The organism is Acinetobacter sp. CAU_H_S139_7 (genome assembly GCF_058599305.1).
Genome location: NZ_CM178651.1, coordinates 2,078,179 through 2,100,062, shown reverse-complemented (window position 1 = coordinate 2,100,062; position 21,884 = coordinate 2,078,179). Strand labels below are relative to the sequence as shown.

Genomic DNA, 21,884 nt, shown 5'->3' with positions numbered 1-21,884 from the left:
CCACTAATTGTGGGGTACTATATCAGATTTAGGCTTATGCTCCTCAACTTTATTCTTAACGTACGAGGAATACCAAAAAACATCTTTATCAGAAAGTCTAATTGGTTGCTGAATATCCCCAGTATTAATCATGTTATAGAATTTATCTTTTCCAATGGATAGGAGTTGCATAAATTCTTTAGCTCGAATTCTGCGATCAATCTCAATCATCTTGCATCCTCTGTGCTCATCCCACCACCTTCATATCTAGAGGATAAGACTCTTGGTGATTCATGTATTCTTCATCAAATGACGGGTAAACTGTATTAGCTTTTAAATTGTGCTTTTTAAATATAAATCTAAGTGAATTTTTCGTACTGTTACCAGAAAAAGCGCAGCTACCATTAGCTTGTGCTTTTTTTACATATTCAGATAATTCAAACCGAATTTTGAAGTTCATCGATCCTCCCGTAAATTGGTAAATTTTGAATAAAAATTTCAACCATCAATATCTTGAGGTTTTGGAAATTTTTCATTTTCAGGGTGAGCTGGTAATTAAATGAAAAACCGAATATGCACATTATCAAAATATTTAAAAAAAAGATGAGAAAAGTTTAAAAAAACAAAAAAAAGGTTTATTTTTTAATTTATTATATCAGTAAAATAATCTTAAGTTTGTTCATCTGGGAGTTGATAAAATGTGTAATCATGTTTTGTAAAGTGATTTATTATAAAATTAATTTTATGAGATAAGAGTGCTGATTTTATAGAAACGTACACTGCTAAGCCGACCTTAAAAAAAGGTCGGCTATTAACGCATACTGCTTTTTCTGTTAATTTTTTTAATTTACTCATCGTAAATTAAGAATGGATTATTTAATTTGAGTAAAATTGAATTCTTTTTGTTGTTAAATTCTCTTCCAGTTTCTGAAATATTAAATTCATTTATCTCTTCAGTGTTAAATGATTTTCTATCAAAATAATCATGCATTAAATAGAGTTTCATGATCTCAAATAATATATCGATTGGATCATCATCATCATTATTATTTAATTTAAGAAGCGACAATAATGTCCCACCAATAAAAAATTTTTGATGATTATCCCTATTTCTCTTTTTAATATTTTGTTGCTTTTTTAAAGCATCATCCGTGTCTAAGATGTTTTGATGAATTTTTATTTTTATATTGTCAGGTAGTTTTGACATATAATTGTCTAACATTTTTTCAGCTAAAAAATAATGTTCAAGCACTGGTGGAACAACTTCTTTGATATAGCTGTAATCTAAAATATCCCGTTCTATTTTTGTAATATGATGATCATCTTTTTCTAAGATAAGCGTAAGTGTTTCATTGTATTTGATTCTTCTATTTATATATTGATAGGTTTTCTTGAGCAAATATTTTTCTTTATCACTAAGTTCTCCTAATTTTTTTTGTTCGATTAATTGAATGACATCATAATGTGTTTTTTCGAAAGCGGGATTATTCATTGCAAAATATTCTATTGAATAAATGTGATCTTGTGTTGTTAATGCTGTACGACTCATCTTGATATTTTCTCACTAAAAAAATAAAAAATGTATATCACATGTCAATTTTAAAACTTGAGAAAAGTTTAAATATTCAAAAAAAAGTTCTGCTTTTTTTTCTGCTCGCTGCTAGTCACTTTTAGTTTGCTGTTAGTTTTACTGTTAGTGGTGAGGGATAAAAATCATTTTTTGCGAATGCAAAAAAAAGATTTTTATCTCGTCTCCGTGTTCATTTCAATTCGCTTGCAGCGAATCAAAATGAACACTACATCTCGTCCTGCGGAGCACTTTTAGTTTTTTAAGTTATTGTATTTAAAAGATATTATTTATTGAATATTCGAAAAAGCACTTGAGATGGTTAAAAATAACACAAACGTCTGTTACACGTTAAAAATTGGGGCTGTTACATGTTATTTTGCTTAAAGTTTGATCGGTGTTACACGTTAAAATTTCTGTTGTTACACGTTAAAACTGGGGGGTGTTACACGTTAAAAGTACGTATATTTATGATGCTGATATATTTTCTATAAAAAATCGCATTATTTTTCATTTTCTGCATCAAACGAATAAAATTTTTGAATAATTTTATATGATCCATTTTCTTTATTTGAACTTAGGTTTGTATATGTATTATTTTGATTTACGCCATAATGTGAAAATGTTAAAAACTCAGCATAAAAATATGCGTAGAGATAAATTCAAGCATTCATCTGAACTTGGCTATCACTACATTACGCGAACATTATATTTCTCAACACATAAACAAGATGTTGAAGAGCTTGAATATACAGCATCAGCCAATATGCCAAAATGGGCAGCTGAGAGCCCCGAAGTATTTTGGAATGCAGCAGATCAATATGAAAGTATGAAGGGGAGGACATCTACGCATATTACCGTGGCTTTGTCAAAAGAACTTGATTGTTTACAACGTATAGAATTGTCGAATCAACTCATACATGAATTCTGTGGTCATTATCAGATGCCCTATAGTTTTGCAATTCATAATCATGTTTCAACCCTCGATGGGCGTTATGAACAACCGCATTTGCATTTATTATATTCTGAACGAAGTATTTATGATGGCATTGAACGAACACCAAAACTGTATTTTCAAAGACATTGTTCAAAGAATCCTGAGAGAGGCGGTGCCAAGAAACTAACAGCAGATGTAATTGGGCTCGGTCGTCATCAAATTAATCATTATCGAAAAATCACAGAAAATGTCATAAATAAATTTTTAAAAGAATATGCACCCATTAAAGAAGTGGAGATCTACGGAATTAAGTTCCACGTCGAAAATAAAGTCTCATGTTTATCGAATGAAGATTATAACCAAAAAAATGGGACAAATTTAAAAGATGTTCCGCAAATACCTCGCCATTATTTACATAGTAAAGATCCGGATATTCAAGAAAAAATTCAAATGGTTATAAAAATAGTTAAAGAGATTCGAGAAGCGAATTTATATGAATTGCATCAAGCCGAGTATCAGCTTGAATTGTCCAGAAGAAATCAGTATCAATATGAAAATAATGATATTGCTCAGAAGCCTAAATCTAATGATTTCGGCTTCTAATTTATTTTGATTCTCAGTGTAAGGATAGTTTCTAATAAGCAAGTTCAATCTAGATAAGATGAACTTGCTCACTTGATTAAATAGCGGTCGATTTGCAATTGCTCAAGTTGATGCCATTGATAACGGTTTTGACCATCGAATGACTGCTTAATATATGCAATATGTCGAATCACGTGTTTCTGCTGTTTGAGTAAATTTTGGATGCGCTGATCTGCATAATGAATATCAACGCGCTGCTGCAACAGCGCTTGATAAAAATGACGATAATCCAGCGGCATATTTTTAAGCATCTTATGTGAAGCAATAGGCGAGAGTGGCTGACTCAATCCTTGTGCCGTCGTATGTTCTGAGATTACAAGGTTTGGCTGTACGGAACATTTCTCTTTTTTTAATGACTGTGCGGGTGCAGGCACTTGATCTTTGAGAGTGTGAAACGCCTGTTGAATTGATTGTGTTAGCGTATCAGCTTGCGTGTCTTCAGTAGGATGTACGCTGCTTACGGACTTTGTATCTGTTGTCCTTGCCGTTTGAGTAGACGATTGCGGTTGAGTTTCAGTATTCGGCTGGATCAACTGCTTTAATTTTCGATAGTTAATTGAATAAAAGTTGGTTTGGAGCCATTTATTTTTTGAGAGCCTTTTAATCACTAAAATCTCCGCTTGTTTTAATTTAGCGACGATCCGTTTAATGGTTGAGACACTATAGAACCCGAGGGTTTGTTGCCATTGTTCATAGCTATGAAACCAATATTTTTTTCCCTTATGGACTTGAGCATCGCTGTGTTCTAAACAGTAATGCAGCTTTTGCAAGAAAGTCGCGGCTGCGACGCCATACGCTTTTGCAAGCGTAGGCGAAGCAATTAAAGGGTAGTCCGAGGGAGCCAGCAGAATATGCTGATTATGCTTGGACATAACGTGCTCCCAAAAGACGCTCAGCACGTTCAATCAGGTTTTGACGTTGATGGGTACGGAATGCCCAGAGCGAAGGGGTATGATTATTTTGATTGAGTTTTGCGACTTCAGCGATTTGTTCATCATTCATTTGGCGCATGCATTGGCGAATAATTTGCTGTGCGTGTTCAAGCTCGGTTAGCAAGGAGTCTGCAGTATCGAGTGCTTGATAAAGCTGGGTTAAAGTTTGACGCTGGGGATTTGAAATGGTTTTGCCAAGTTCAACAATCAGTTGAGAGGCTTGTTTTTTAGATGTGCAAGTGTATGCACCATGAATAGTAGCGTTCATAGCAGTGGTCCTAGATAAGTTTTAAGTACTTACCGCCATCACTTGTCACAATGATGGTGGCAGCTTAACAGGGGTGACAATACTGAATCTAGGCTCAGCCAACCTTACGGTTGCCCTGTCAAGCTGCCATAACGACTGCTTGAAACAGTAGGCAAAAAAATAGCCGCGAGTGCGACATTAATTTGCACCTAGATTATATCAGGTTGTCACGCCTGAACACAGATTTTGCTGTGTCCTATAAGCTTATCTGCGTATCCTGTGAACTGTCAACGTTGTATTTGATTATTTTTACAAAACGCAACATTTCATTAATTCATTGATTAAGCTTTAGTTATTGGGGAAGTTTGACGGCTGAATCTATCTATGATGAACAGGAAGGTGTCGTTTGATCCAGCAGAGTTTTTCTTCAGATCCACTTAAAAAAAGTGAATGTTTTGCGAAGATCTATTCAATCATTTTATTCATTTATTTTATTACAGAAGAGCAGTTCATTTTAGACCGATCCATAGCATCAAAATGAGCCCAGCGATGGTTTTAATTTGAGCTTATGGGTGAAATCAATAACTTAACTGAATTTATTCAAGCCGACCATGTGAATTTTATCGTATCGCGAAATTGACTAAAGCGCTGGATAAATCTAATATGAGCTCGCTGGCCTACATTGCCAGTCGGTTTTAGCAGACCGTTGATCCAGCACAGAAAATAGCCTGTCTATTTTTTGTGGACCTTCTCGTCCCCCTTTTTTTCTATGGTAGGGCAGGAGGGGGACGTCTTTGACGTGCTGGTTCCTTGGATCCCAGTCTGCTAACCCTCTTTTGCTCTGCCACCATTATTTAGCAGTAATCGGCAGAGCTTCATAAGATTCAAGGAGCTTCTCATGCTGTACCCATCTATTCTTTATTGTGCCTCCGCACCCGTTCAACCTTGTTGTGTCATTCAACAATGCATACCGCACTGATTTTAATTTTTAAGCTGTATTAAAAAACATTTTTACACGAACAATCTCTAAGGTGGATGGCTCAATCACGCCTATAAAAAAATACTTATTTTTATATCCCCTTGTGATTGTCAATTGCATTGAACATGCGGGGAACAATGATGTCTGAATTCACTCAACCAAAAATCATTCCAATCGAAAATCGCCCACCAAAATCTAAAGTCTTTGTAAAGTGCATCGTGGTGCCGATCGTCATCTTTTTAATTCTGGCTAAAGTGTTTTCCTTTGGCTGGTTTGGCTCTCTATTCTTTGGCATCTGGCTGTTATGGTTTGTGATTGTTTATTTCTTGTATACCTATGGCAGCACCTACTTTGCAGGTATGACGGAGCAACTGACCCGTCAAGGTGAACAGTTTAATTATCACAATCGTGGGGTCTGGATTAACAGTCAGGATAAAACCATCATCCTGTTTGATGAACCTGAACAGCGTTTAGTGAAATACCCATTTAATTATATTACCTCAGTCGGCCACTTCAACTTAGTTGAAGACAAAGTCTCTTATTCCAGCACAATCACCAGCAATTCGATGACGGGAACGCATATCCGCCATCACGAACATCGCAGCCCAGTCAAAAGAGAATACCAAGTCAATATTGGAACACGCGACCCATTCAAACCGCACTACTGCCTTAAAGTGTTGTTTCCTTGGCGTAGCCCCAAAATGGCCAGTGAAATCCGCCAACTGCTGTCGGCTGATCATTACCAATAAAAACCAAGAATAAGAGGGAGTGTAAAATGATGAAACGCATAAAAAAGGGGACACCATCCATTAGAACCAGCATCTTGATGCTGGCCATCAGTATGGCGATGGTTGGATGTGGTGGTGGGTCAGGCGGAAACACTGGTTCCAATAGTGGTGGAACAGATGGGGCAAACGATGGTGGTACTTCACCTCAACCTGTGATCTGTTCTGAAAAGCAATATCTGCAAGAAGGGATCTGTAAAAACAAGACGGCACAACGCTTTGAGCCCTTACAGCTCCATCGCTTTCTCAAAGGTCAGGCCTATCAGTTGAACCTGAAGACGGATCAAGATCTAGACCTCAGTTTTAGCAGTCAGAGTCCGAATATTTGTGACTTTGAACAAGGCGAGCTCAAAGCCCTTGATGTGGGCAAATGTACTTTAACACTGATACAGGCGGGAACATCACAGCTTCTGCCTGTGAATAGTACAATGGTGGTGGATGTCATTGAGGCGGATGCAGAGGGGCATAAAGATCTGAATGCCTGTCAGGCAGGGAGACCCAGTGAGGCGGAGCGGCAGCTGTTTATCAATACCCTGAATGAGATTCGTGCCTTACACCATCTGCCGAAAGTTCGCTATGACCAAGTCTATGAAGACCAGATGATGCAAGCCTCTATGTTACTGGCGGTGAATGAAAAAACCTCACATTATCCAGATCGTACTTGGCGCTGCTTTAGTGACATTGGCTATCAAGGGGCTTCAACATCGAACTTGAACTTTGTTCAAGCTTATCAGCCTTTAGCCAGCTACGGTGCAGATACCCATCTGATCAATTGGTTGATTGAAAAAAACTCGAGCAGCATTGGACATCGACGTCATATCTTGAGTCCATTCCTGACTAAAACCGCCTATGGCGAAGTCTCCAATAACGAGGCTAAAAGCGTACCGACCATCTTAGGCGCTGCCATGAAAGTGGTCTATCCCTATGCATCGCAAACCCTAAGCACCACGATACCGAAAGGGGTAATTGCCTATCCGTATCATACCTATCCGAAGAAATTCTTTGCAAAAACTGAACCTTTATCCCTGTCGATATTAGTCAATCCTCAAAATGCCTATGCCAACAATACGGTGGATTTTTCACAGGTGAAGCTGACCGTGACTAGACGAGACAATCAGCACATCCAAACGATCAGCAACATCCAGTATGACAATATCAGCTATGGTTTATTGGCCAATAATCTGCAATTTCATTTTAACGCAATGCAATACAACGTGATCTATGACGTTCAGGTGCAGAACGTGTTGGTAGATGGAAAAGCTGAGGACTATACCTACTGGTTTAAGGTTGATGATCAGTTTGGTGAACAGCGCTTATCAGGAGAACAACGGTCAGCAGGAGAATCATCCAATGAGATTTAAGCTGAGACCATTTTTACTCACCAACGCTTCATTGTTGGTATTACAGACTGCGACCGCTCAGCCAGTGACTTTAGAGCAGGGCTTAAACTGTTTGGATTGGGCCAAGCAAGAACAGTCTTTTAGCAATCAACTGGCCACGGGAGATTGGACGTATACCGCAGCCTCTGATCTAACGACGCTGCAACAACAATTTAAGCAGCAATACACCCAGCAAAAATCAACTGTTGTGGATGATCCAGACGATGAAAACTACTGTGAGGATTGTCCTGAAATCGAGGTCTATTTGCCCAACGATCAACGCAATCCGATTCAACGGATTGAGGCTTTGATGCAGGTCAGTGTGGCTGGGGCAAGTACCTCGATTTATCGCAATGATGACATGGCCCAAACCAAGCGAAAGTTAGAGAAAGGTTTAAAAATTCAGCTCAGTCACTATAGCGGGCAGCAATTTAAACGCTTTAAACAGCAGTGGGATCAAGCCTCAGCACATGACAATGAGAAACGTACTAAGACCCAACAGGTCTTTCAACAGTATCCGCATTTAAAAGTGTTTAACGGGGAGGTCTTTCAAAACGGAAAGCGTTACAGCCCTAAACAGATTTACATCTATACCCAGCACTATAAACGGGATGCTTCTGATCTGAGCAGCATGATTGCCTATATCAGTCTGTATGACCATCCCGTGAATCCATCACAGCACATATTACAGTGTGGCTTTATTGACAATATGTCTTACACCGCTTCAACTGAATAAATAACGAGTAGCATCATGAAAAAAATATTTTTAGCGGGCTTATGTCTCAGCCTTTCAAGCTTGGCCTGTGCGGGCGCCAAAGAAAGCCTGATCGGAAAACGTCTGGTGATGGACATCCCGGATGTCCAATGTGCGGGCTTGTCCTTCTCCAAAAATGGCAAAGATGCGGCGATGTATGCAGAACTGGGGCAATGTCAGGATCCCCTACATCTTAGAGTCAGATGGTTAGATGACAAGACCTTTATCTTAATTGAAAAAGTACGTCTCAATGAGACCTCTCCACCCCGTAGCTTTTTATACAAAGTCAAAAGCATCAATCAGGATTATGTCCAGCTGACTGAGATCTGGACAGGGTGGGGAGACTCAAAAGACGATACGCTGGGTTATTATTTTAGATAACAAGATCGGAATAGTGATCAAGACAGGCCCTTGCTGAGGTAGGGGCTTTAAAACAAGAAATGAATAGTTCGATCAGTATTTAAAGGAATTCAATCATGGTGTGTAGTCCAGTGTTTTATCCAGCAAAATTCGAACAAGAAGGGCAAGCTTATAACGTCTCTTTTCGAGATATTCCTGAGGCAATGACTTGTGGTGACAATTTCGAGGATGCGCTACAGATGGCCAAAGATGCGCTGTTTACCAGTGTGGACTTCTATCGTGAAGAGGGTCGGATTTTACCTCCACCCAGTGAATGCCAAGAGGGTGAGATCCTGATTGCTTTGGATCTGGCACTGAAATAATCACAGGGAACAAAAAAGAGGATGCAAATATGGAAAGCAAAGAACACGAAGATCTAGAACAACACAAAGACCTAGAACAACCCGCAGATATTTTATGTGACGTTTGCATGGAATCCACGCAACTGAACCATGGGATACTGTCTGCCAATTGGGGCAGTGGGTCGAAGCATGATGGAGAACAGTATGAACTGTATTTATGTGAGGCATGTTTCTTCGCTACTGTCGCAACGTTAAAAAGAGAACATCGGGTGAAGCAGATGTTTAATGAGGATTTTAACGAAGCTGCATTAGAACGATTTGGTCTGAAATAAGTATATCAAGATGATGAATTGTGCCTATGGATGACAATATTAAAAGACTTTTAGTAGAAGCTGAATTGAAAAACTTAGCAGCAGGCTCCGTGTTTTCCGTTCAAGATTTCAGAGTTTCTCTTTCCAAAAAGCAGTTTTTAAGCTTTTTATCGCATTATCTGGATTAGGGGGAGGTTAGTTTAGTTGTACCCAATATTTACTATAAAGTTAAATTCTCCAATCTTTTTAATCCGCCGAGAGCCTTACCCCCTGATCTCTCCAAAGTGTTAGCCGGGATCACTCGATTAACCGGTGAGACGTTTCAATATGATGGAGGCTATTGTGCCAATCGTTTAGGGTTAAGTACTCAAGTGCCTCTATATTATGTCTTACATACAAATGGCCGTTCAAGACGATTCAAACTGGCGGGTGTAGATGTGGTACTGAATCACACGGATGATCAACGACTGCTTCAATACCCTTTGCAAAAGGTCGGTATGGCGATCTCAGCTCTGTATTATTTAGGACCAAATGTTGTGGATGATAAGATCATCAAAGCGATCAAAGATCAGTTATCACCTGAGGAGTATGCAAAGTTACTTTCAGCCGATTTGCCGAAATAGCCTATTTCTGTGTAAGCCTACGAACTATTCCTATTTGCACCCTACCTATCATTCCTGTTCCAAGTAGGCGATCAAGAATTAAATTACATAGTTAATATTGATATTGCATGCTTGAAAGATGGTCAAATTATAGGGAAAATATGATGCAATTCTTACCATATAGTATGAGCTCTTAGATATGAAGGGGTTAACTTTTATTAATGGTGCGACTGATGTTCGCAAATCTTGGAGTAAAATTGTTCAAGTTGTCAAAGATAGCCATAAACCTGTTTTTGTTTGCAGGAACAATACGCCCGAAGCTGTTATTCTAAGCTTTGAAGAATTTCAAAACATGCAGGAAATCGTTGAAGCTGCTCGACGTGAACAGTTCGGACAACAGATGGTTTGTGATCTATTGGATATTGCTCAGTTAACAGATCAGCCGATCAAACCTATGCTTTTGAACAAAAAAAGGTGTGTTTGAAGAAGCAGAAGGGCAATAAGCATAGCTGTTGGTGATAATTATGGGATTTTCGTAAGATTTGATTCAGATACCCTTGAACGGAAAGGGTGTTATACAGTTGGAATTGGTAAAACTAATTTAACTGTTATATTTTTAGATTCGATTATAAGCCAGTACAAAGCAATAAAAAATGAGTTATCACCTGAAGATTATGCAAAGTTACTTTCAGCCTATTTGTCGCAATGGATCAAAAGGTTGATGAGTGATTATGAAAATTGGACTGCCACCACTTTCCTAGACAAAAATGGTCTATTCTTGGACTGTCACCTGTATTAGGCTCTACATCTCCTGCTTCAGGATTTAATGCTAAGAATGTTTTGAATTCCTCATATTTTTCCTGAGCCCAATAAACAAGACAGTATTTAGTAAATAATGGTCTCACATATTGTATACATTGATTTTAGTTATACTACCTTGTAGTAGTTTATTTCATACTACTTGGTGATATTTTTACATACTAAATTTTAATTCACAGGGTTAAAGACGATGTACTATTTCGCAGAGGATCCCTTCTAGGTAATGTTACCTAGGAGGAACAATGAAAAAACGGCTTTGTTGCACAAAGATTTGAAATGCAAAGCGCCCCTAATTGAGCCAAATTTAAGGCGTAACTTGGGTAAGTGGTCGACCTAATTCCGTAAATCTGTTAAGGACTGCTACACGTGCATGGATCTCATTCACTTGGCTATCAAAACTCCTTGCACTGAGTTTATCTCCTAATAATTTGATGCAATGCATCTTAGTTTCAACCAAACTTCGACGATGATAGCCTGACCATTTTTTCCATAGTGTCCTGCCTAAACGTTTAATTGTTCGAAGTAATTCATTTCGCTCTAGCGAGCTACTCTTTGTATCTTTCCATGGTTTCGCATTTTTTCTAGGTGGAATCACCGCATGCGCTTGCCGATCTGCAATGACCTGACGGCATTGCTTGGTGTCATAAGCTCCATCGGTATAAACAGAGTTAATCTGCTCATCTTGTGGAATCTGATTAAGTAAATCACCAAGCACCTGTGAATCACTGACATTATTGGTTGTAAGCTGAACTGCTCGTATTTGTAGGGTTTTAGCATCTATACCAATATGAAGTTTACGCCATTGGCGACGATATTCAGGTCCATGTTTCTTGCGTTTCCATTCGCCCTCACCTAGAAACTTCATGCCTGTAGAGTCCATGAGTAGATGCAGCCCATCGCTACTTTTTTGGTAGCTGATTACAATATCAATATGCTTTTGTCTTCTACAAAGCGTGGTGTAATCTGGAGCTATCCAATTTAATCCGCAAAGTTTAATCAGACTTTGCACAAAGCCAGTGACCATACGTAAAGACAGACGGAATAAGGATTTAATCATTAAGCAGCATTGGATGGCTGCGTCGGAGTAGGTTTGATTTCGCCCTTGTTTGCCTTTTGATGGCGCATACCATTGCGTAGCAGGATCAAACCAAATGGCAATATTTCCGCGACTCATGAGTGCTCGGTTATATGCGGGCCAATTGGTTGTGCGGTAGATTTTGTGTGTAGGCTTCTTCATTTGAAAATTATATCGCTGAAAAACCCTTTACAGATAGGTTTGTGCAACAAAGCCCTTTGTTTCTATCATGATCAAAACATTCATGCTGTGCATCCTGCTCTCAGCCTGAACAGCGGATTCGATTTTGATAAAGGTACAGTCACTGTCTTTGTGCAGTGTGTGAATTGGAATAGTCCTTCTGTGAGGGCTGTTTCGAATAACTCTTTTATAGAAAGTGGGGATGATTATCTTTTTTTTTTGATCCCAAATGCTTTTCTCCATGCCTGAGGGCTGGTGCCATATTTTTCACGAAAATTTTTTCTAAATGACACGGTATTATTAAAACCTGAAAGCTCGGTTATCTTTTCGATAGACAAGTTTGTCGTTTCTAAAAGTTCACAACTTAATCTGATTCTTTCAGTATTCAGCCAATCGACTAGGGTCATGCCTGTCGCTTTCTTAAAATGCCGTGTGAACGTCCTGCGTGTCATATGTGTCCGTTCAGCGAGGCTTTCAATATTATGTTGTAAAGCTAAATTCTTTCTTAAAAAATCAAGTAATACATTAATTTGTGCATCTTGGCTCGATTCTGCGACTGGCTGTTCAATAAACTGAGCTTGCCCACCTTCACGGTGAGGCGGGATCACCATTACTCTAGAGACTTTATTCGCAATTCGTGCATTATAGATTTCACGTACCAAGTACAAGCAGCAGTCTAACGCTGCGCCTGTTCCAGCAGAGGTTACGATCCTTTGGTCCTCTACATACAGGGCGTCATTATCAAGCTGAACCTGTGGAAATCGTTCACTAAAATCTTGTTCAGCCATCCAGTGCGTAGCTGCTTTTTTATGGTCAAGCAGCCCTGCATATGCCAATGCATAAGTTCCATAGCATAACCCTACAATTCTAATTCCAGCTTGATATGCACAATTTAGGGCATCGATAAGTACTTTTTCAGGTTTGTGATTAAAATCATCCCATCCAGGAATAATAATAAGATCCAATTGTTTAATAAGTTCGATCCCCCCATCAGGGATAATCATCATAGACTGTTCTGTTTTTACGGGTTGGCCATCTATAGAAAAAATTCTCAGATCAAATAAGCGTTTATCTTCAATCTTGATATTGAAAATGATATGGGGGATAGAGAAGTGAAATGGATTTATATTGGGATATACGAACAATCCAATCACTGGTATAGCCATTCAATCTACCTCTCTAAAATAATAAATATAGCATGTTGTCCCAATAGTTTCGATGATTGTCCTTAAGGACAATTTTATTGCTTAATTTTTCCTATCATGATTCGAGTATGACTAAATGATTGGATCTGGAACATGAATAAAATTTTAAGTAGCTCTGTTATTGCACTCTCTCTGGCAATGGCTTCAGTCCATTTATATGCGAATGATAAGGTGGTTCAGCGAGATACTTCTAAAGTTACGCATATACAAGAAATTCGCAATGCAACGATTAAAGTAACCTATGCTGATACGACTTTTTTAATTGACCCAATGTTTGCTAAAAAAGGATTCTATGAAGGTTTTCCTGATACTCATCGTAACTATTTACGGAACCCATTAGTCGATTTGCCTATCAAGCCCGAAACGATTTTAGAAGGTGTAGATGCGGTAATCGTGACCCATACCCATCTAGATCATTGGGATGATGCAGCACAAGCGACTATTCCGAAAAACATGCCGTTGTTTGTACAGAATAAAGAAGACCAGAAAATCATTCAGTCACAAGGCTTCAAAGATGTTCGTGTATTAACTCAAGCGACCTTTGAAGGGATTAAGCTCACTAAAACTGGTGGTCAACACGGTACTGATGCCATGTACCGTATTCCTAAGCTTAAAGCTGGATTAGGTGAAGCAATGGGTGTGGTATTTGAAGCTGCTGGCCATGAAACTGTTTATGTGGCAGGAGATACCATCTGGCGTTCTGAAGTTGATCAAGCGATTCAAACATTTAAACCTGATGTGATTGTCTTGAATACAGGTAACGCCTTGGTTGATGGCTTTAAAGAATCCATTATTATGGGCAAAGAAGATACTTATCATGCAACTCAGAAAGCACCAAATGCTAAAGTGGTTGCTGTTCACATGGATGCAATTAACCACATGTCGGTAACACGTGCTGAGCTTGCAGATTATGTAAAGGACAAAGGAATCCAAGATAAGGTTTTAATTCCTATCGATGGTGAAACGCTTTCTTTCTAAAGTGACTTAAAGAAGTGGAAGCATTCCACTTCTTTAAAACATAAGTAGAACAAAACAAATATTAGTTAAGTAAAGGAATAGGTATGTCAAAATCAGCTTTATTAGTTATCGACTTACAAAATGAATATCTACCTACAGGTAAATTACCATTGGTAAATATTGAACAAGCTGCTGCTAATGCAGTGAAAGTAATTGCGAAAGCCCGTCAACTGGGTACTCAAGTGATTCATGTGCAACATATTGCTGATGCTGAATCTCCTATATTTGAACCTAGCTCAAATAGTATTGAATTTCAGGACACAGTTAAGCCTCAAGAAGATGAAGCTGTAATCATTAAAAATCACATCAATGCGTTCTTAAATACGAATCTCAAAGAAATTTTAGATAGCAATCAAGTGACTGAGTTAGTCGTGATTGGTGCTATGACGCATATGTGTGTTGATGCTGCTGTTCGTGCTGCTTCTGATTTTGGTTATAAGGTAAAAGTGATACATGATGCTTGTGCAACACTAGACTTGGAATTTAATGGCGTTAAAGTACCTGCTGGTCATGTCCATGCAACATTAATGGCCGCTTTTGAATTTGCATATGCTCAAGTAATATCAACTGAAGATTATGTTAGCTAAAGACTAAGATTTTAATATTGTACTTTGTTTATAATTTTTATTGTAATAATCAATATCCTATATCAAACAATGATAGAGTTAAGCGCTCTATCATTGTTTTTTATTACTTTGACTCACCTAAAACAAGTTGCCTAACTTTAACTGCTTTCTCGAAGTGATCTAATTTGTGTTTCATAATCCACCAGTGAGCAGCCTCCATTATTAGTTCTGGATTATCATTTTTATTCTTGAAGAAAGCATAAAAGGATAGACCGACATTTTCTCCTTTTTTCTCAATTTTCTCGTTGCACCCACGAATAAAAATTTCTTTTAATTCATCTCTCATTTTTGACCTACTTCAATTGTTCAATTTCTCTAAAACCCGTATTCCTGCCGATTGTTTTAGTTTACTGTTCCCAACACTGGAATCATTCTAGGTCCAGCCTGTCTAGCCTTACCAATAATCTCAACCAGCTCATCATAAGTCAGCTCAAACTTATCCTCACTGTCAAAGACATAGACCATATTCTTGTCTTTGAATTCTTCAGGAGTAGGCGGCACGAACCGCTTAGGAATTAAAATCTGCGCCAATTGTTCATTTGAAAGTTTAAATAAATGCATAGTCTTATCTCACTCTAAAGAGTTCATTCCATTCGGTTAAATAGTTTGGGGATTTGCGTTCTTGATTCATTTGCCAGTGTTCTTCTTTTCGCCCACACAAGCCCAACGACAGCGTGTTCTTGCCATACTTGTGGGTGATGTGATCTAAGGTGTCGGAGAGCTTGGCTCGCTTAATCTGTAGCGAATAATCGGTAAATAGGTCAGGGGAGAATTTGGTTTTAGGTATGATCTCCATCAGGATGATGCCTGCCTTTTTATACTTAAATCCGGGTTTGAATATTTCATCAATGGCCTGCATTGCTATGCGGGTAATCTCTAATACATCATCGCTGTGTTCATGTAGCTGCATAATCACGTAAGGTGTGTATTTTGCACATTTATCAAAGCGACCAGTTTGAATAAACACCCCAATCATTTTGCATAGGGACATATCATCCCGAAGCCTTGAGACAGCTCTTTGCACATATAAACGCACTGAGGATTTGATATTTTCAATGTCGTAAATCGGTTGGCCATAAGATTGGCTACTGATGATTTGCTTTTTAGCAGGCGCATCACTCTCTAGATCGATGCATGAGATCCCATTCAACTCGCGTACAGTCTTTTCCATAACAATACTGAACTGCTTTTTAATCTCTGCTGGATGCGCTTGAACTAAATCCAAAACGGTACGGATATTCATTGTATTGAGCTTTTTACTGTTCTGGCGACCAACTCCCCAAACCTCGCCAACATCGATCTGTGCAAGCATGGCTTCAGTTGAGCAGGGATCCATATCGACCAGATTGCACACTCCATTAAAGAACTTATTCTTCTTGGCTAGATGATTGGCAATTTTGGCTTCAGTCTTTGAACGTCCAATGCCCACACAGCAGGGTAAAGTGAGCCACTGCCAAGCAGTCTTGCGAATGTCTTGGGCATAGTCGGTTAAATCAAATAAGTGCTCATAGCTGGTGAGATCCAAGAAGCATTCATCAACTGAATAAATCTCTTGCTCTCCTGGTGCAACATACATCCCCAGTAAAGTCATAAAACGACGAGACATGGCCCCATATAGGGCAAAGTTGCTGGAGAACACCTGAACATCATGCTTCTTGATGATGTCTTGAATCTGGAATACCGGCACACCCATTTTAATACCAATGTCTTTGGCTTCTTGGGAGCGCGCCACGGCACAACCATCATTACTCGAGAGAACAATGACCGGACGATTATTAAGGGACGGATTAAAAATACGCTCACAACTGACGTAGCAGTTATTCACGTCCACTAACGCGAATATACGATTTTCAGCTTTCATTTTTTATACTTCTTATTTGCTGGTCGAGCGTCTATAAAATTGCTTGAGGTTGAAAGTCACAACCCCTTGGATAGAGATAGACTGGCTGTCTTTAGGAATAATATGCTCGTAAGCTGGATTTTCAGCTCTCAGCCAAATAGGGGGAAGTTCATAGTCTTCATCCCCAAACATTTCTTTGATTTCTTGTTTTGACATCTTAGCGGTCATCATTAACCGCTTAAGTGTTATTTCACGCTCATCGATGAGGGCTAAAACGATATCTCTATGCTGTGCTGTAATGCTCTTATCGACCAAGAAAGGGTCATCGATTTCAAAACCAGCGTAAAGCATAGACTCACTATCAACCCGTCCCATAAAAGTGGATATGGGGTTGAAGATAAGAAAGTCATTTAAGTCGATCGACTTATCGATATGGTCTTTGGTACCAAAAGCAGGACCAGCTGAAAAACGTTCCAGTGCAGACGGAATTTCGAGGCGGGTTTTGACTGAAATTTCTTTAAGATCAAACTTAGAGCCTAGCTCATGCTTTTTTTGTATTTTTTCAAAGACAGCATTGACTGTAGGACTAGGAGCACCATCGGGACCCATGAGTGTTTGAAGGAATGACCAGACGTCATCCGAGAAATAGATCGGTAGTTTCTTTGACATGTTTGACTCCTACGCTACGAGGCGTGTTTGGAACTGAACTCTTTTTTTAGAATAGTCTGCGCTGAATTAAATTTCAAATTTAAAAGCTGTGGATAATCAAGGCACCTTCAAATTAAATTAGGTTGAGCACCATTTTCGGATAAGTGGGATTTAGGGAAGGTGATGTACTCATCCTGCATTTCAAAGAAGAACTCATGCGCCTCTTTAAAGCTGCAATTCAGCCATTCTTCGCGGTATTCGTCAGGGATTACGATGATCGAGCGCTTCTCATCTTTAGGTTTATGGAATTGCTTCATAAAGGGGTGTTTATCGGCATTGATGGTGAGCATGCTCATTGATCGGATTTGCTCCCCATCGATGACAGCATTCTCGTATATGGCCGCCACAGTAAAGGGCATGCCATCCTCACGTGCAATCCCATACCAGTGAGATTTCCCGTCAATGTATTTAGGCTCAAAGATGGTTTCGACAGGGATTAAACCAAATTGAGACTTATGCCAAGCCTCCCTAAAACTGGGTTTTTCAGCGACCGTTTCAGTCCGGGCATTGTATGTGTACTTGCCGAAATTCTTTTCCTTGGCCCACTTAGGAATCATTCCAAAATTAACCGATCGCCATTCGATCTTGCCGTCATTGGAAAAGATCAAAGGAGAGGGATAGTTAGGAAATATGTCTTCAGGAAATTGCAATTGATCAGGTTCAGGGAGATCTATCAGGAATGCACGATTCTTTCTTATCGCTTCGAAGTTTGCGCACATAGACTTATCCCTGTTTATTCTTCATGATCATCGCTCAAATAGTAACCCAACTAAGAATAAAATGATTTCAAAACAATTTAGTATCGTCAACGCAGTGCTCACATAAGAATTTGCAGTATTAAACCTAAAAACAGTGAGTTTTACATATCTATAATTGATACTCAGCTCTACAAGTCATATTTATTTATATAAGCTATACTGGTGATGGAATCGCTATGACTAATAAACAAACGCAAGAGTCCAATCCTCAAAAAGAATCAAACGATGACAAGGGTGATCAGAAAACCTATCAGAATCCGGATCCCCAAAAAAAACCTAATGAAGAGCCCGAGAACCCGCTTAAAGAGCAGAAGTAGATCAAAAAGCCCTCGTCGAGGGCTTTTTGAAATCAAATGCTTACACTACTTTTAATCTCAAATAAATTCATGCTGGAATAGCTGCGACAACTTTTTCTCTATCCCACAAACGGTGATTTTGAATAGCTTGTTTGAATTGATCTTGGATCTCTTTAAAATTTTGAGTAGAGAATAGAGCTGCATCCTTAGTGAGCTGAAACTCATCTATTAAAGCGCATTTATCACCCAGGAAAACAATGGGCTTGAGATGCTTATATGTCTCTAATACATAATGTTTAGAAACTCCATCAGCCTTAAATACTTCTAAATTATTCCCATCAATCACGATTACGGCATCATAAGTCACTGAAGGCTCGCCATTTTGTCTTCCATCTACTGGTATTTCATTGCCATCACAAGATTTAACAGGGGCTGCGTTCGGTGCTAAAGTTTCCACAATAGCTTTTTCGGCTTCAGCCCATATTTTAATATCATCTATTGATGACGCATTTACACCGTTATGAACGAGCAAGGCAATTTTTCGCTGTTTAATATCAGATGCAGGAAAAGATGAGGTACTTAATCTTTTCGAAGATGCAATTACGGGTTGGTGCAGACTATCTTGCTGTTTAGGGGGAGTTTTAATACCTAGCTCTTTCGCAACATATTCAGCTAAGTCCAAGTCAATATTAGCTAAGACAGCGTAAACTACACGTCTGCGGATATCTTCCGATTTAACCTTAGATAATTCAAAAGAATATGCATCCTTAATATGCTGTTGTTCATGTTTTTCCAAACTATGGTAGTGCATTGTGGCTTGCGAGAAATGATCAGCGAAACTTTCTGGTCGAACTCTTAGTTTGCTGCCTTGTACTTCTTCAGGATGTGTCTTGAAGGCACCACTGTCATTAGGTGATTCTCTTGGCCAATTTTCATCAACAGAATTAGGTTCATAATTTGCCTTTCCTTTATAAACTTCGTGATTAGCATAACCACCTCGTCTATTCGTATGAAAAGGACAAACGGGTTTGTTAATTGGAATTTGATTAAAATTTACCGTACCTAGTCTGTGTAAGTGAGTATCCGTATAGCTAAATAGCCGTCCTTGTAAAAGGGGATCGTTACTAAAATCTATACCTGAGACAATATTTGCAGGACTAAAAGCAACTTGTTCTGTTTCTGCGAAAAAATCATCTGTATTTTTGTTTAAAACAAATTTACCTAGTGGAGTGACAGGTACAAGTTCTTCTGGGATTAATTTTGTAGCATCTAAGACATCAAAGTCCCATTGTTTTGCATCTTCTTCAGAGAAAATTTGTGCGCCTAATTCCCATTCCGGGTAATTGCCACGCTCAATAGCATCCCACAGATCACGTCTGTGAAAATCGGGATCTTTGCCATTAATTTTTAAGGCTTCATCCCAGACGACTTGAGCTACCCCTTGCTTTGGAGTCCAATGGAATTTCACTAAGAATGCTTCATTATTCTTATTAATCAATCTAAATGTATGAACACCAAAACCTTGTATAGAGCGTAGATTTCTTGGAATTGCTCTATCAGACATTATCCAAGTAGTCATATGTGATGCTTCGGTGTTTAAAGAAATAAAATCCCAGAAAGTATCATGGGCAGATTGACCAGTTGGAACTTCATTGGCATCTTCTGGTTTTACTGCATGAACAAAGTCCGGAAATTTAATAGCATCCTGAATGAAGAAGACAGGGATATTATTCCCCACCAAATCATAATTTCCTTCTTCAGTATAAAATTTTATAGAAAAACCTCGTACATCTCGAACGACATCAGCCGAACCTCGCCCACCTTGAACTGTAGAAATACGGACAAAGATAGGAGTTCGATTATTTGTGTCCGTTAGGAACTTAGCTTTAGTCCATTTTTCATTACCGGTATAAGCTTGAAAGTAACCATGAGCACCGACCCCTCGAGCATGTACAACACGTTCTGGAATACGCTCACGATCAAAATGAATAAGTTTATCCCTTAGAAGAAAGTCCTCGAGAAGAGTAGGGCCTTTCTCATTAATTTTTAGACTATTTTGATTATCAGCTACGGGAACACCTAAAGAAGTGGTAAGAGTTTTACCTATAGGATCCACGTATGCTTCCTCAGAAAGCTGGTCGATTTTTGGTGTATTTGGTTCTTTCATATCACATTCTCTTATACATTTGCTTTATAAAGTTTTATGAAAATAAGTATTTATTTTCACGTAAGTTAATGGCTTATTTGTTGACGGATATTTTGTGCTTATACAATTTAATAGGTTATCTACAATCGAATATGAGTTACTTGCAAGAAAACTCTTTTTTGGATCAAAGATACCCATATAAACTTTAAGTATTTACGCTTTGAGTAAGGTAAAGAAATGTGTATTTTTTGTTCGCTTAAACTATTCATTTTAAATAATATTGAATTAATCTAAGTCAAAACAAAAGCTTATTAATTTTGATATTCCTCACAATACAAACAGGATTTAGCCCATTTTGTATTTTGACAGCGAGGGCATTCTTCATTTAAATGATTTAAACGTTGGGTTTGACCACACAACATACAAGAATAAAAGTGATCGACATTATGATGATCTGCGATTTGGTATTCATCGGGAAACAGAGGAAGGCCCCATTTTATATTTTCTTTAGAATATGGGATCACGCTTAGGCAGCCATCAGTCTCAAGCAGTGCTATTTTAACTTGTCCGAGATGCTCTATTTTTTTTTGGCGCATTTCAGCAAAGAACTCATCGTATGAATACTTTTCTTGCTTAATATCCTCAACAATCAGTAAACCATTTTTGACGATGTATATAGGTCGACCTTCCAATACGGTCTCAATAGCATCGGATTTCATCATTAAATAAGTTGTTAAGCGATATAAAGCCATAATTACTGCAAAAACGATGACAGCATGTATGATCGGAACTTCTTCATAGAACATAGCATCGCCAGCAGCAGATCCTAAACTAAGAATAATTGCGATTTCAAAGATGGAAAGTTGCCTAACACCACGTTTACCAGAAAATCTTAAAACTAAGATAATCAGGAAGTACATCAAGACACTACGAAGTACAATTTCTGCTGCAAAAGTAAATGTAGTATCAGCTAATAGTATTTTTATAAAGTCCATTTTACACCTATTTAATTATTATTTAGATGTGCTGATAATGAGCCTAAAAGGCTCATTATCATTATATTGGCTTACATTTTGTCCCATGCATCTTTAATCGCATGTTTGGCTTGTTCCCACTTTAAGCGTGATTCAGCCTTTAGTTCTTCCCATTTTACTTTTAGATCACTTTCTGAATCCTCAAATCGTGCATCAGTACCACGCTCATTTCGGGCATGCTGACCTAATTCATAGGCTGAACGAAGATCACGGTCATAATCTACATCAGGAAGTTCTCGTTGGATATCGCCGTAATATGGGCGGTTTGAATAATCTGTACGCCAATCATGCTTGATTGGGTTTTCGTCTTGATGGTCATTGATAGTCATAATGAACTCCAATTCTATCCAACTAAGAATTCAAAA

The 21,884-nt window shown here is 38.5% G+C and carries 27 protein-coding genes and 1 pseudogene; 13 read left to right on the top strand and 15 right to left on the bottom strand.

Features of this window, described 5'->3' with window-relative positions:
* Positions 1–3 precede the first annotated feature (3 nt).
* The 3 genes from AC4MC0_RS10320 to AC4MC0_RS10310 all read right to left on the bottom strand — a co-directional run bounded on the left by AC4MC0_RS10320 (position 4) and on the right by AC4MC0_RS10310 (position 1,528).
* A complete protein-coding gene (locus tag AC4MC0_RS10320; RefSeq protein WP_029575045.1) occupies positions 4–207 on the bottom strand; it encodes a helix-turn-helix transcriptional regulator in 204 nt (67 codons plus the stop codon).
* Positions 208–226: 19 nt separating this feature from the next.
* Positions 227–439 carry a hypothetical protein gene (locus AC4MC0_RS10315; RefSeq protein ID WP_491887022.1) on the bottom strand — a complete coding sequence of 71 codons (213 nt, stop codon included), beginning with the start codon at positions 437–439 and terminating at the stop codon, positions 227–229.
* A 387-nt stretch (positions 440–826) separates the two neighbouring features.
* Positions 827–1,528, bottom strand: coding sequence for a hypothetical protein (locus AC4MC0_RS10310; protein ID WP_491887021.1), 702 nt, complete (start codon positions 1,526–1,528; stop codon positions 827–829).
* Positions 1,529–2,135: 607 nt separating this feature from the next.
* Between AC4MC0_RS10310 and AC4MC0_RS10305 the strand changes: the two genes are divergently transcribed.
* Positions 2,136–3,086: a MobA/MobL family protein gene (locus AC4MC0_RS10305; protein WP_491887020.1), complete on the top strand. Its 951-nt coding sequence runs from the start codon at positions 2,136–2,138 to the stop codon at positions 3,084–3,086.
* 68 nt (positions 3,087–3,154) lie between these two features.
* Here AC4MC0_RS10305 and AC4MC0_RS10300 read toward each other — a convergent pair whose 3' ends face one another.
* Positions 3,155–3,997, bottom strand: coding sequence for a hypothetical protein (locus tag AC4MC0_RS10300; RefSeq protein ID WP_491887019.1), 843 nt, complete (start codon positions 3,995–3,997; stop codon positions 3,155–3,157).
* Positions 3,984–4,325, bottom strand: a complete 342-nt coding sequence (locus AC4MC0_RS10295; RefSeq protein ID WP_491887018.1) for a hypothetical protein — start codon at positions 4,323–4,325, stop codon at positions 3,984–3,986. Before AC4MC0_RS10295 ends, AC4MC0_RS10300 begins: the two co-directional genes overlap by 14 nt.
* Positions 4,326–5,423: 1,098 nt before the next feature.
* Between AC4MC0_RS10295 and AC4MC0_RS10290 the strand changes: the two genes are divergently transcribed.
* The 9 genes and pseudogenes from AC4MC0_RS10290 (at position 5,424) to AC4MC0_RS10250 (ending at position 10,318) form a co-directional block, all read left to right on the top strand.
* Positions 5,424–6,032: a hypothetical protein gene (locus AC4MC0_RS10290; RefSeq protein WP_491887017.1), complete on the top strand. Its 609-nt coding sequence runs from the start codon at positions 5,424–5,426 to the stop codon at positions 6,030–6,032.
* A 26-nt stretch (positions 6,033–6,058) separates the two neighbouring features.
* Complete coding sequence (locus AC4MC0_RS10285; RefSeq protein ID WP_491887016.1) at positions 6,059–7,429, top strand: CAP domain-containing protein; 1,371 nt, start codon at positions 6,059–6,061, stop codon at positions 7,427–7,429.
* The gene (locus AC4MC0_RS10280; RefSeq protein WP_491887015.1) at positions 7,419–8,183 is read left to right on the top strand and encodes a hypothetical protein; all 765 of its coding nucleotides are present in this window, start codon (positions 7,419–7,421) and stop codon (positions 8,181–8,183) included. Before AC4MC0_RS10285 ends, AC4MC0_RS10280 begins: the two co-directional genes overlap by 11 nt.
* Positions 8,184–8,198: 15 nt before the next feature.
* On the top strand, positions 8,199–8,582 hold the full coding sequence (locus AC4MC0_RS10275) for a hypothetical protein (RefSeq protein ID WP_078390424.1): 384 nt from the start codon (positions 8,199–8,201) through the stop codon (positions 8,580–8,582).
* Between the two features lie 95 nt (positions 8,583–8,677).
* Positions 8,678–8,923, top strand: coding sequence for a type II toxin-antitoxin system HicB family antitoxin (locus tag AC4MC0_RS10270; RefSeq protein WP_078390425.1), 246 nt, complete (start codon positions 8,678–8,680; stop codon positions 8,921–8,923).
* Between the two features lie 29 nt (positions 8,924–8,952).
* Positions 8,953–9,234, top strand: coding sequence for a hypothetical protein (locus AC4MC0_RS10265; RefSeq protein WP_078390426.1), 282 nt, complete (start codon positions 8,953–8,955; stop codon positions 9,232–9,234).
* Between the two features lie 26 nt (positions 9,235–9,260).
* A complete protein-coding gene (locus tag AC4MC0_RS10260; RefSeq protein WP_227518686.1) occupies positions 9,261–9,401 on the top strand; it encodes a hypothetical protein in 141 nt (46 codons plus the stop codon).
* Positions 9,402–9,428: 27 nt separating this feature from the next.
* The gene (locus tag AC4MC0_RS10255; protein WP_491887516.1) at positions 9,429–9,836 is read left to right on the top strand and encodes a DUF6088 family protein; all 408 of its coding nucleotides are present in this window, start codon (positions 9,429–9,431) and stop codon (positions 9,834–9,836) included.
* 178 nt (positions 9,837–10,014) lie between these two features.
* Positions 10,015–10,318 (top strand): annotated as a pseudogene (locus AC4MC0_RS10250) (type II toxin-antitoxin system Phd/YefM family antitoxin).
* A 620-nt stretch (positions 10,319–10,938) separates the two neighbouring features.
* Here the strand turns inward: AC4MC0_RS10250 and AC4MC0_RS10245 are convergent.
* Positions 10,939–11,871, bottom strand: a complete 933-nt coding sequence (locus AC4MC0_RS10245) for an IS5-like element ISAba12 family transposase (RefSeq protein WP_063454701.1) — start codon at positions 11,869–11,871, stop codon at positions 10,939–10,941.
* Between the two features lie 224 nt (positions 11,872–12,095).
* On the bottom strand, positions 12,096–13,055 hold the full coding sequence (locus AC4MC0_RS10240; protein ID WP_491887014.1) for a GlxA family transcriptional regulator: 960 nt from the start codon (positions 13,053–13,055) through the stop codon (positions 12,096–12,098).
* Between the two features lie 132 nt (positions 13,056–13,187).
* Here AC4MC0_RS10240 and AC4MC0_RS10235 point away from each other — a divergent pair, with 132 nt between their 5' ends.
* Both AC4MC0_RS10235 and AC4MC0_RS10230 read left to right on the top strand, forming a co-directional pair.
* On the top strand, positions 13,188–14,072 hold the full coding sequence (locus tag AC4MC0_RS10235; RefSeq protein WP_010326910.1) for an MBL fold metallo-hydrolase: 885 nt from the start codon (positions 13,188–13,190) through the stop codon (positions 14,070–14,072).
* Between the two features lie 83 nt (positions 14,073–14,155).
* Complete coding sequence (locus tag AC4MC0_RS10230) at positions 14,156–14,698, top strand: cysteine hydrolase family protein (protein ID WP_058951821.1); 543 nt, start codon at positions 14,156–14,158, stop codon at positions 14,696–14,698.
* A 103-nt stretch (positions 14,699–14,801) separates the two neighbouring features.
* Here AC4MC0_RS10230 and AC4MC0_RS10225 read toward each other — a convergent pair whose 3' ends face one another.
* From AC4MC0_RS10225 to AC4MC0_RS10205, 5 genes are all read right to left on the bottom strand, one after another.
* Entirely contained in the window at positions 14,802–15,023 is a 222-nt protein-coding gene (locus tag AC4MC0_RS10225; protein ID WP_010326907.1) for a DUF6500 family protein, read from the bottom strand.
* A gap of 56 nt (positions 15,024–15,079) precedes the next feature.
* A complete protein-coding gene (locus AC4MC0_RS10220) occupies positions 15,080–15,298 on the bottom strand; it encodes a hypothetical protein (RefSeq protein WP_010326906.1) in 219 nt (72 codons plus the stop codon).
* 4 nt (positions 15,299–15,302) lie between these two features.
* Complete coding sequence (locus AC4MC0_RS10215) at positions 15,303–16,598, bottom strand: Y-family DNA polymerase (RefSeq protein ID WP_010326905.1); 1,296 nt, start codon at positions 16,596–16,598, stop codon at positions 15,303–15,305.
* Between the two features lie 12 nt (positions 16,599–16,610).
* Positions 16,611–17,246, bottom strand: a complete 636-nt coding sequence (locus AC4MC0_RS10210; RefSeq protein WP_010326904.1) for a LexA family protein — start codon at positions 17,244–17,246, stop codon at positions 16,611–16,613.
* 107 nt (positions 17,247–17,353) lie between these two features.
* The gene (locus AC4MC0_RS10205; RefSeq protein ID WP_010326903.1) at positions 17,354–18,004 is read right to left on the bottom strand and encodes an SOS response-associated peptidase family protein; all 651 of its coding nucleotides are present in this window, start codon (positions 18,002–18,004) and stop codon (positions 17,354–17,356) included.
* 215 nt (positions 18,005–18,219) lie between these two features.
* Between AC4MC0_RS10205 and AC4MC0_RS10200 the strand changes: the two genes are divergently transcribed.
* A complete protein-coding gene (locus AC4MC0_RS10200; RefSeq protein ID WP_004981682.1) occupies positions 18,220–18,360 on the top strand; it encodes a hypothetical protein in 141 nt (46 codons plus the stop codon).
* A 67-nt stretch (positions 18,361–18,427) separates the two neighbouring features.
* Here the strand turns inward: AC4MC0_RS10200 and AC4MC0_RS10195 are convergent, their stop codons facing one another.
* The 3 genes from AC4MC0_RS10195 to AC4MC0_RS10185 form a co-directional block, all read right to left on the bottom strand.
* Positions 18,428–20,506 carry a catalase gene (locus AC4MC0_RS10195; RefSeq protein WP_010326902.1) on the bottom strand — a complete coding sequence of 693 codons (2,079 nt, stop codon included), beginning with the start codon at positions 20,504–20,506 and terminating at the stop codon, positions 18,428–18,430.
* Positions 20,507–20,796: 290 nt separating this feature from the next.
* Positions 20,797–21,480, bottom strand: a complete 684-nt coding sequence (locus AC4MC0_RS10190) for a DUF421 domain-containing protein (protein WP_004986536.1) — start codon at positions 21,478–21,480, stop codon at positions 20,797–20,799.
* Positions 21,481–21,551: 71 nt separating this feature from the next.
* Positions 21,552–21,848, bottom strand: coding sequence for a hypothetical protein (locus AC4MC0_RS10185; RefSeq protein ID WP_004981674.1), 297 nt, complete (start codon positions 21,846–21,848; stop codon positions 21,552–21,554).
* Between the last annotated feature and the right edge of the window lie 36 nt (positions 21,849–21,884).

What these genes read in the sequence shown, in the direction of transcription:
- AC4MC0_RS10315 (WP_491887022.1), bottom strand. Translation starts at nt 439, where the DNA reads ATGAACTTCAAAATTCGGTTTGAATTATCTGAATATGTAAAAAAAGCA.
- AC4MC0_RS10310 (WP_491887021.1), bottom strand. Translation starts at nt 1,528, where the DNA reads ATGAGTCGTACAGCATTAACAACACAAGATCACATTTATTCAATAGAA.
- AC4MC0_RS10305 (WP_491887020.1), top strand. Translation starts at nt 2,136, where the DNA reads ATGTATTATTTTGATTTACGCCATAATGTGAAAATGTTAAAAACTCAG.
- AC4MC0_RS10300 (WP_491887019.1), bottom strand. Translation starts at nt 3,997, where the DNA reads ATGTCCAAGCATAATCAGCATATTCTGCTGGCTCCCTCGGACTACCCT.
- AC4MC0_RS10295 (WP_491887018.1), bottom strand. Translation starts at nt 4,325, where the DNA reads ATGAACGCTACTATTCATGGTGCATACACTTGCACATCTAAAAAACAA.
- AC4MC0_RS10290 (WP_491887017.1), top strand. Translation starts at nt 5,424, where the DNA reads ATGTCTGAATTCACTCAACCAAAAATCATTCCAATCGAAAATCGCCCA.
- AC4MC0_RS10285 (WP_491887016.1), top strand. Translation starts at nt 6,059, where the DNA reads ATGATGAAACGCATAAAAAAGGGGACACCATCCATTAGAACCAGCATC.
- AC4MC0_RS10280 (WP_491887015.1), top strand. Translation starts at nt 7,419, where the DNA reads ATGAGATTTAAGCTGAGACCATTTTTACTCACCAACGCTTCATTGTTG.
- AC4MC0_RS10275 (WP_078390424.1), top strand. Translation starts at nt 8,199, where the DNA reads ATGAAAAAAATATTTTTAGCGGGCTTATGTCTCAGCCTTTCAAGCTTG.
- AC4MC0_RS10270 (WP_078390425.1), top strand. Translation starts at nt 8,678, where the DNA reads ATGGTGTGTAGTCCAGTGTTTTATCCAGCAAAATTCGAACAAGAAGGG.
- AC4MC0_RS10265 (WP_078390426.1), top strand. Translation starts at nt 8,953, where the DNA reads ATGGAAAGCAAAGAACACGAAGATCTAGAACAACACAAAGACCTAGAA.
- AC4MC0_RS10260 (WP_227518686.1), top strand. Translation starts at nt 9,261, where the DNA reads ATGGATGACAATATTAAAAGACTTTTAGTAGAAGCTGAATTGAAAAAC.
- AC4MC0_RS10245 (WP_063454701.1), bottom strand. Translation starts at nt 11,871, where the DNA reads ATGAAGAAGCCTACACACAAAATCTACCGCACAACCAATTGGCCCGCA.
- AC4MC0_RS10240 (WP_491887014.1), bottom strand. Translation starts at nt 13,055, where the DNA reads ATGGCTATACCAGTGATTGGATTGTTCGTATATCCCAATATAAATCCA.
- AC4MC0_RS10235 (WP_010326910.1), top strand. Translation starts at nt 13,188, where the DNA reads ATGAATAAAATTTTAAGTAGCTCTGTTATTGCACTCTCTCTGGCAATG.
- AC4MC0_RS10230 (WP_058951821.1), top strand. Translation starts at nt 14,156, where the DNA reads ATGTCAAAATCAGCTTTATTAGTTATCGACTTACAAAATGAATATCTA.
- AC4MC0_RS10225 (WP_010326907.1), bottom strand. Translation starts at nt 15,023, where the DNA reads ATGAGAGATGAATTAAAAGAAATTTTTATTCGTGGGTGCAACGAGAAA.
- AC4MC0_RS10220 (WP_010326906.1), bottom strand. Translation starts at nt 15,298, where the DNA reads ATGCATTTATTTAAACTTTCAAATGAACAATTGGCGCAGATTTTAATT.
- AC4MC0_RS10215 (WP_010326905.1), bottom strand. Translation starts at nt 16,598, where the DNA reads ATGAAAGCTGAAAATCGTATATTCGCGTTAGTGGACGTGAATAACTGC.
- AC4MC0_RS10210 (WP_010326904.1), bottom strand. Translation starts at nt 17,246, where the DNA reads ATGTCAAAGAAACTACCGATCTATTTCTCGGATGACGTCTGGTCATTC.
- AC4MC0_RS10205 (WP_010326903.1), bottom strand. Translation starts at nt 18,004, where the DNA reads ATGTGCGCAAACTTCGAAGCGATAAGAAAGAATCGTGCATTCCTGATA.
- AC4MC0_RS10200 (WP_004981682.1), top strand. Translation starts at nt 18,220, where the DNA reads ATGACTAATAAACAAACGCAAGAGTCCAATCCTCAAAAAGAATCAAAC.
- AC4MC0_RS10195 (WP_010326902.1), bottom strand. Translation starts at nt 20,506, where the DNA reads ATGAAAGAACCAAATACACCAAAAATCGACCAGCTTTCTGAGGAAGCA.
- AC4MC0_RS10190 (WP_004986536.1), bottom strand. Translation starts at nt 21,480, where the DNA reads ATGGACTTTATAAAAATACTATTAGCTGATACTACATTTACTTTTGCA.
- AC4MC0_RS10185 (WP_004981674.1), bottom strand. Translation starts at nt 21,848, where the DNA reads ATGACTATCAATGACCATCAAGACGAAAACCCAATCAAGCATGATTGG.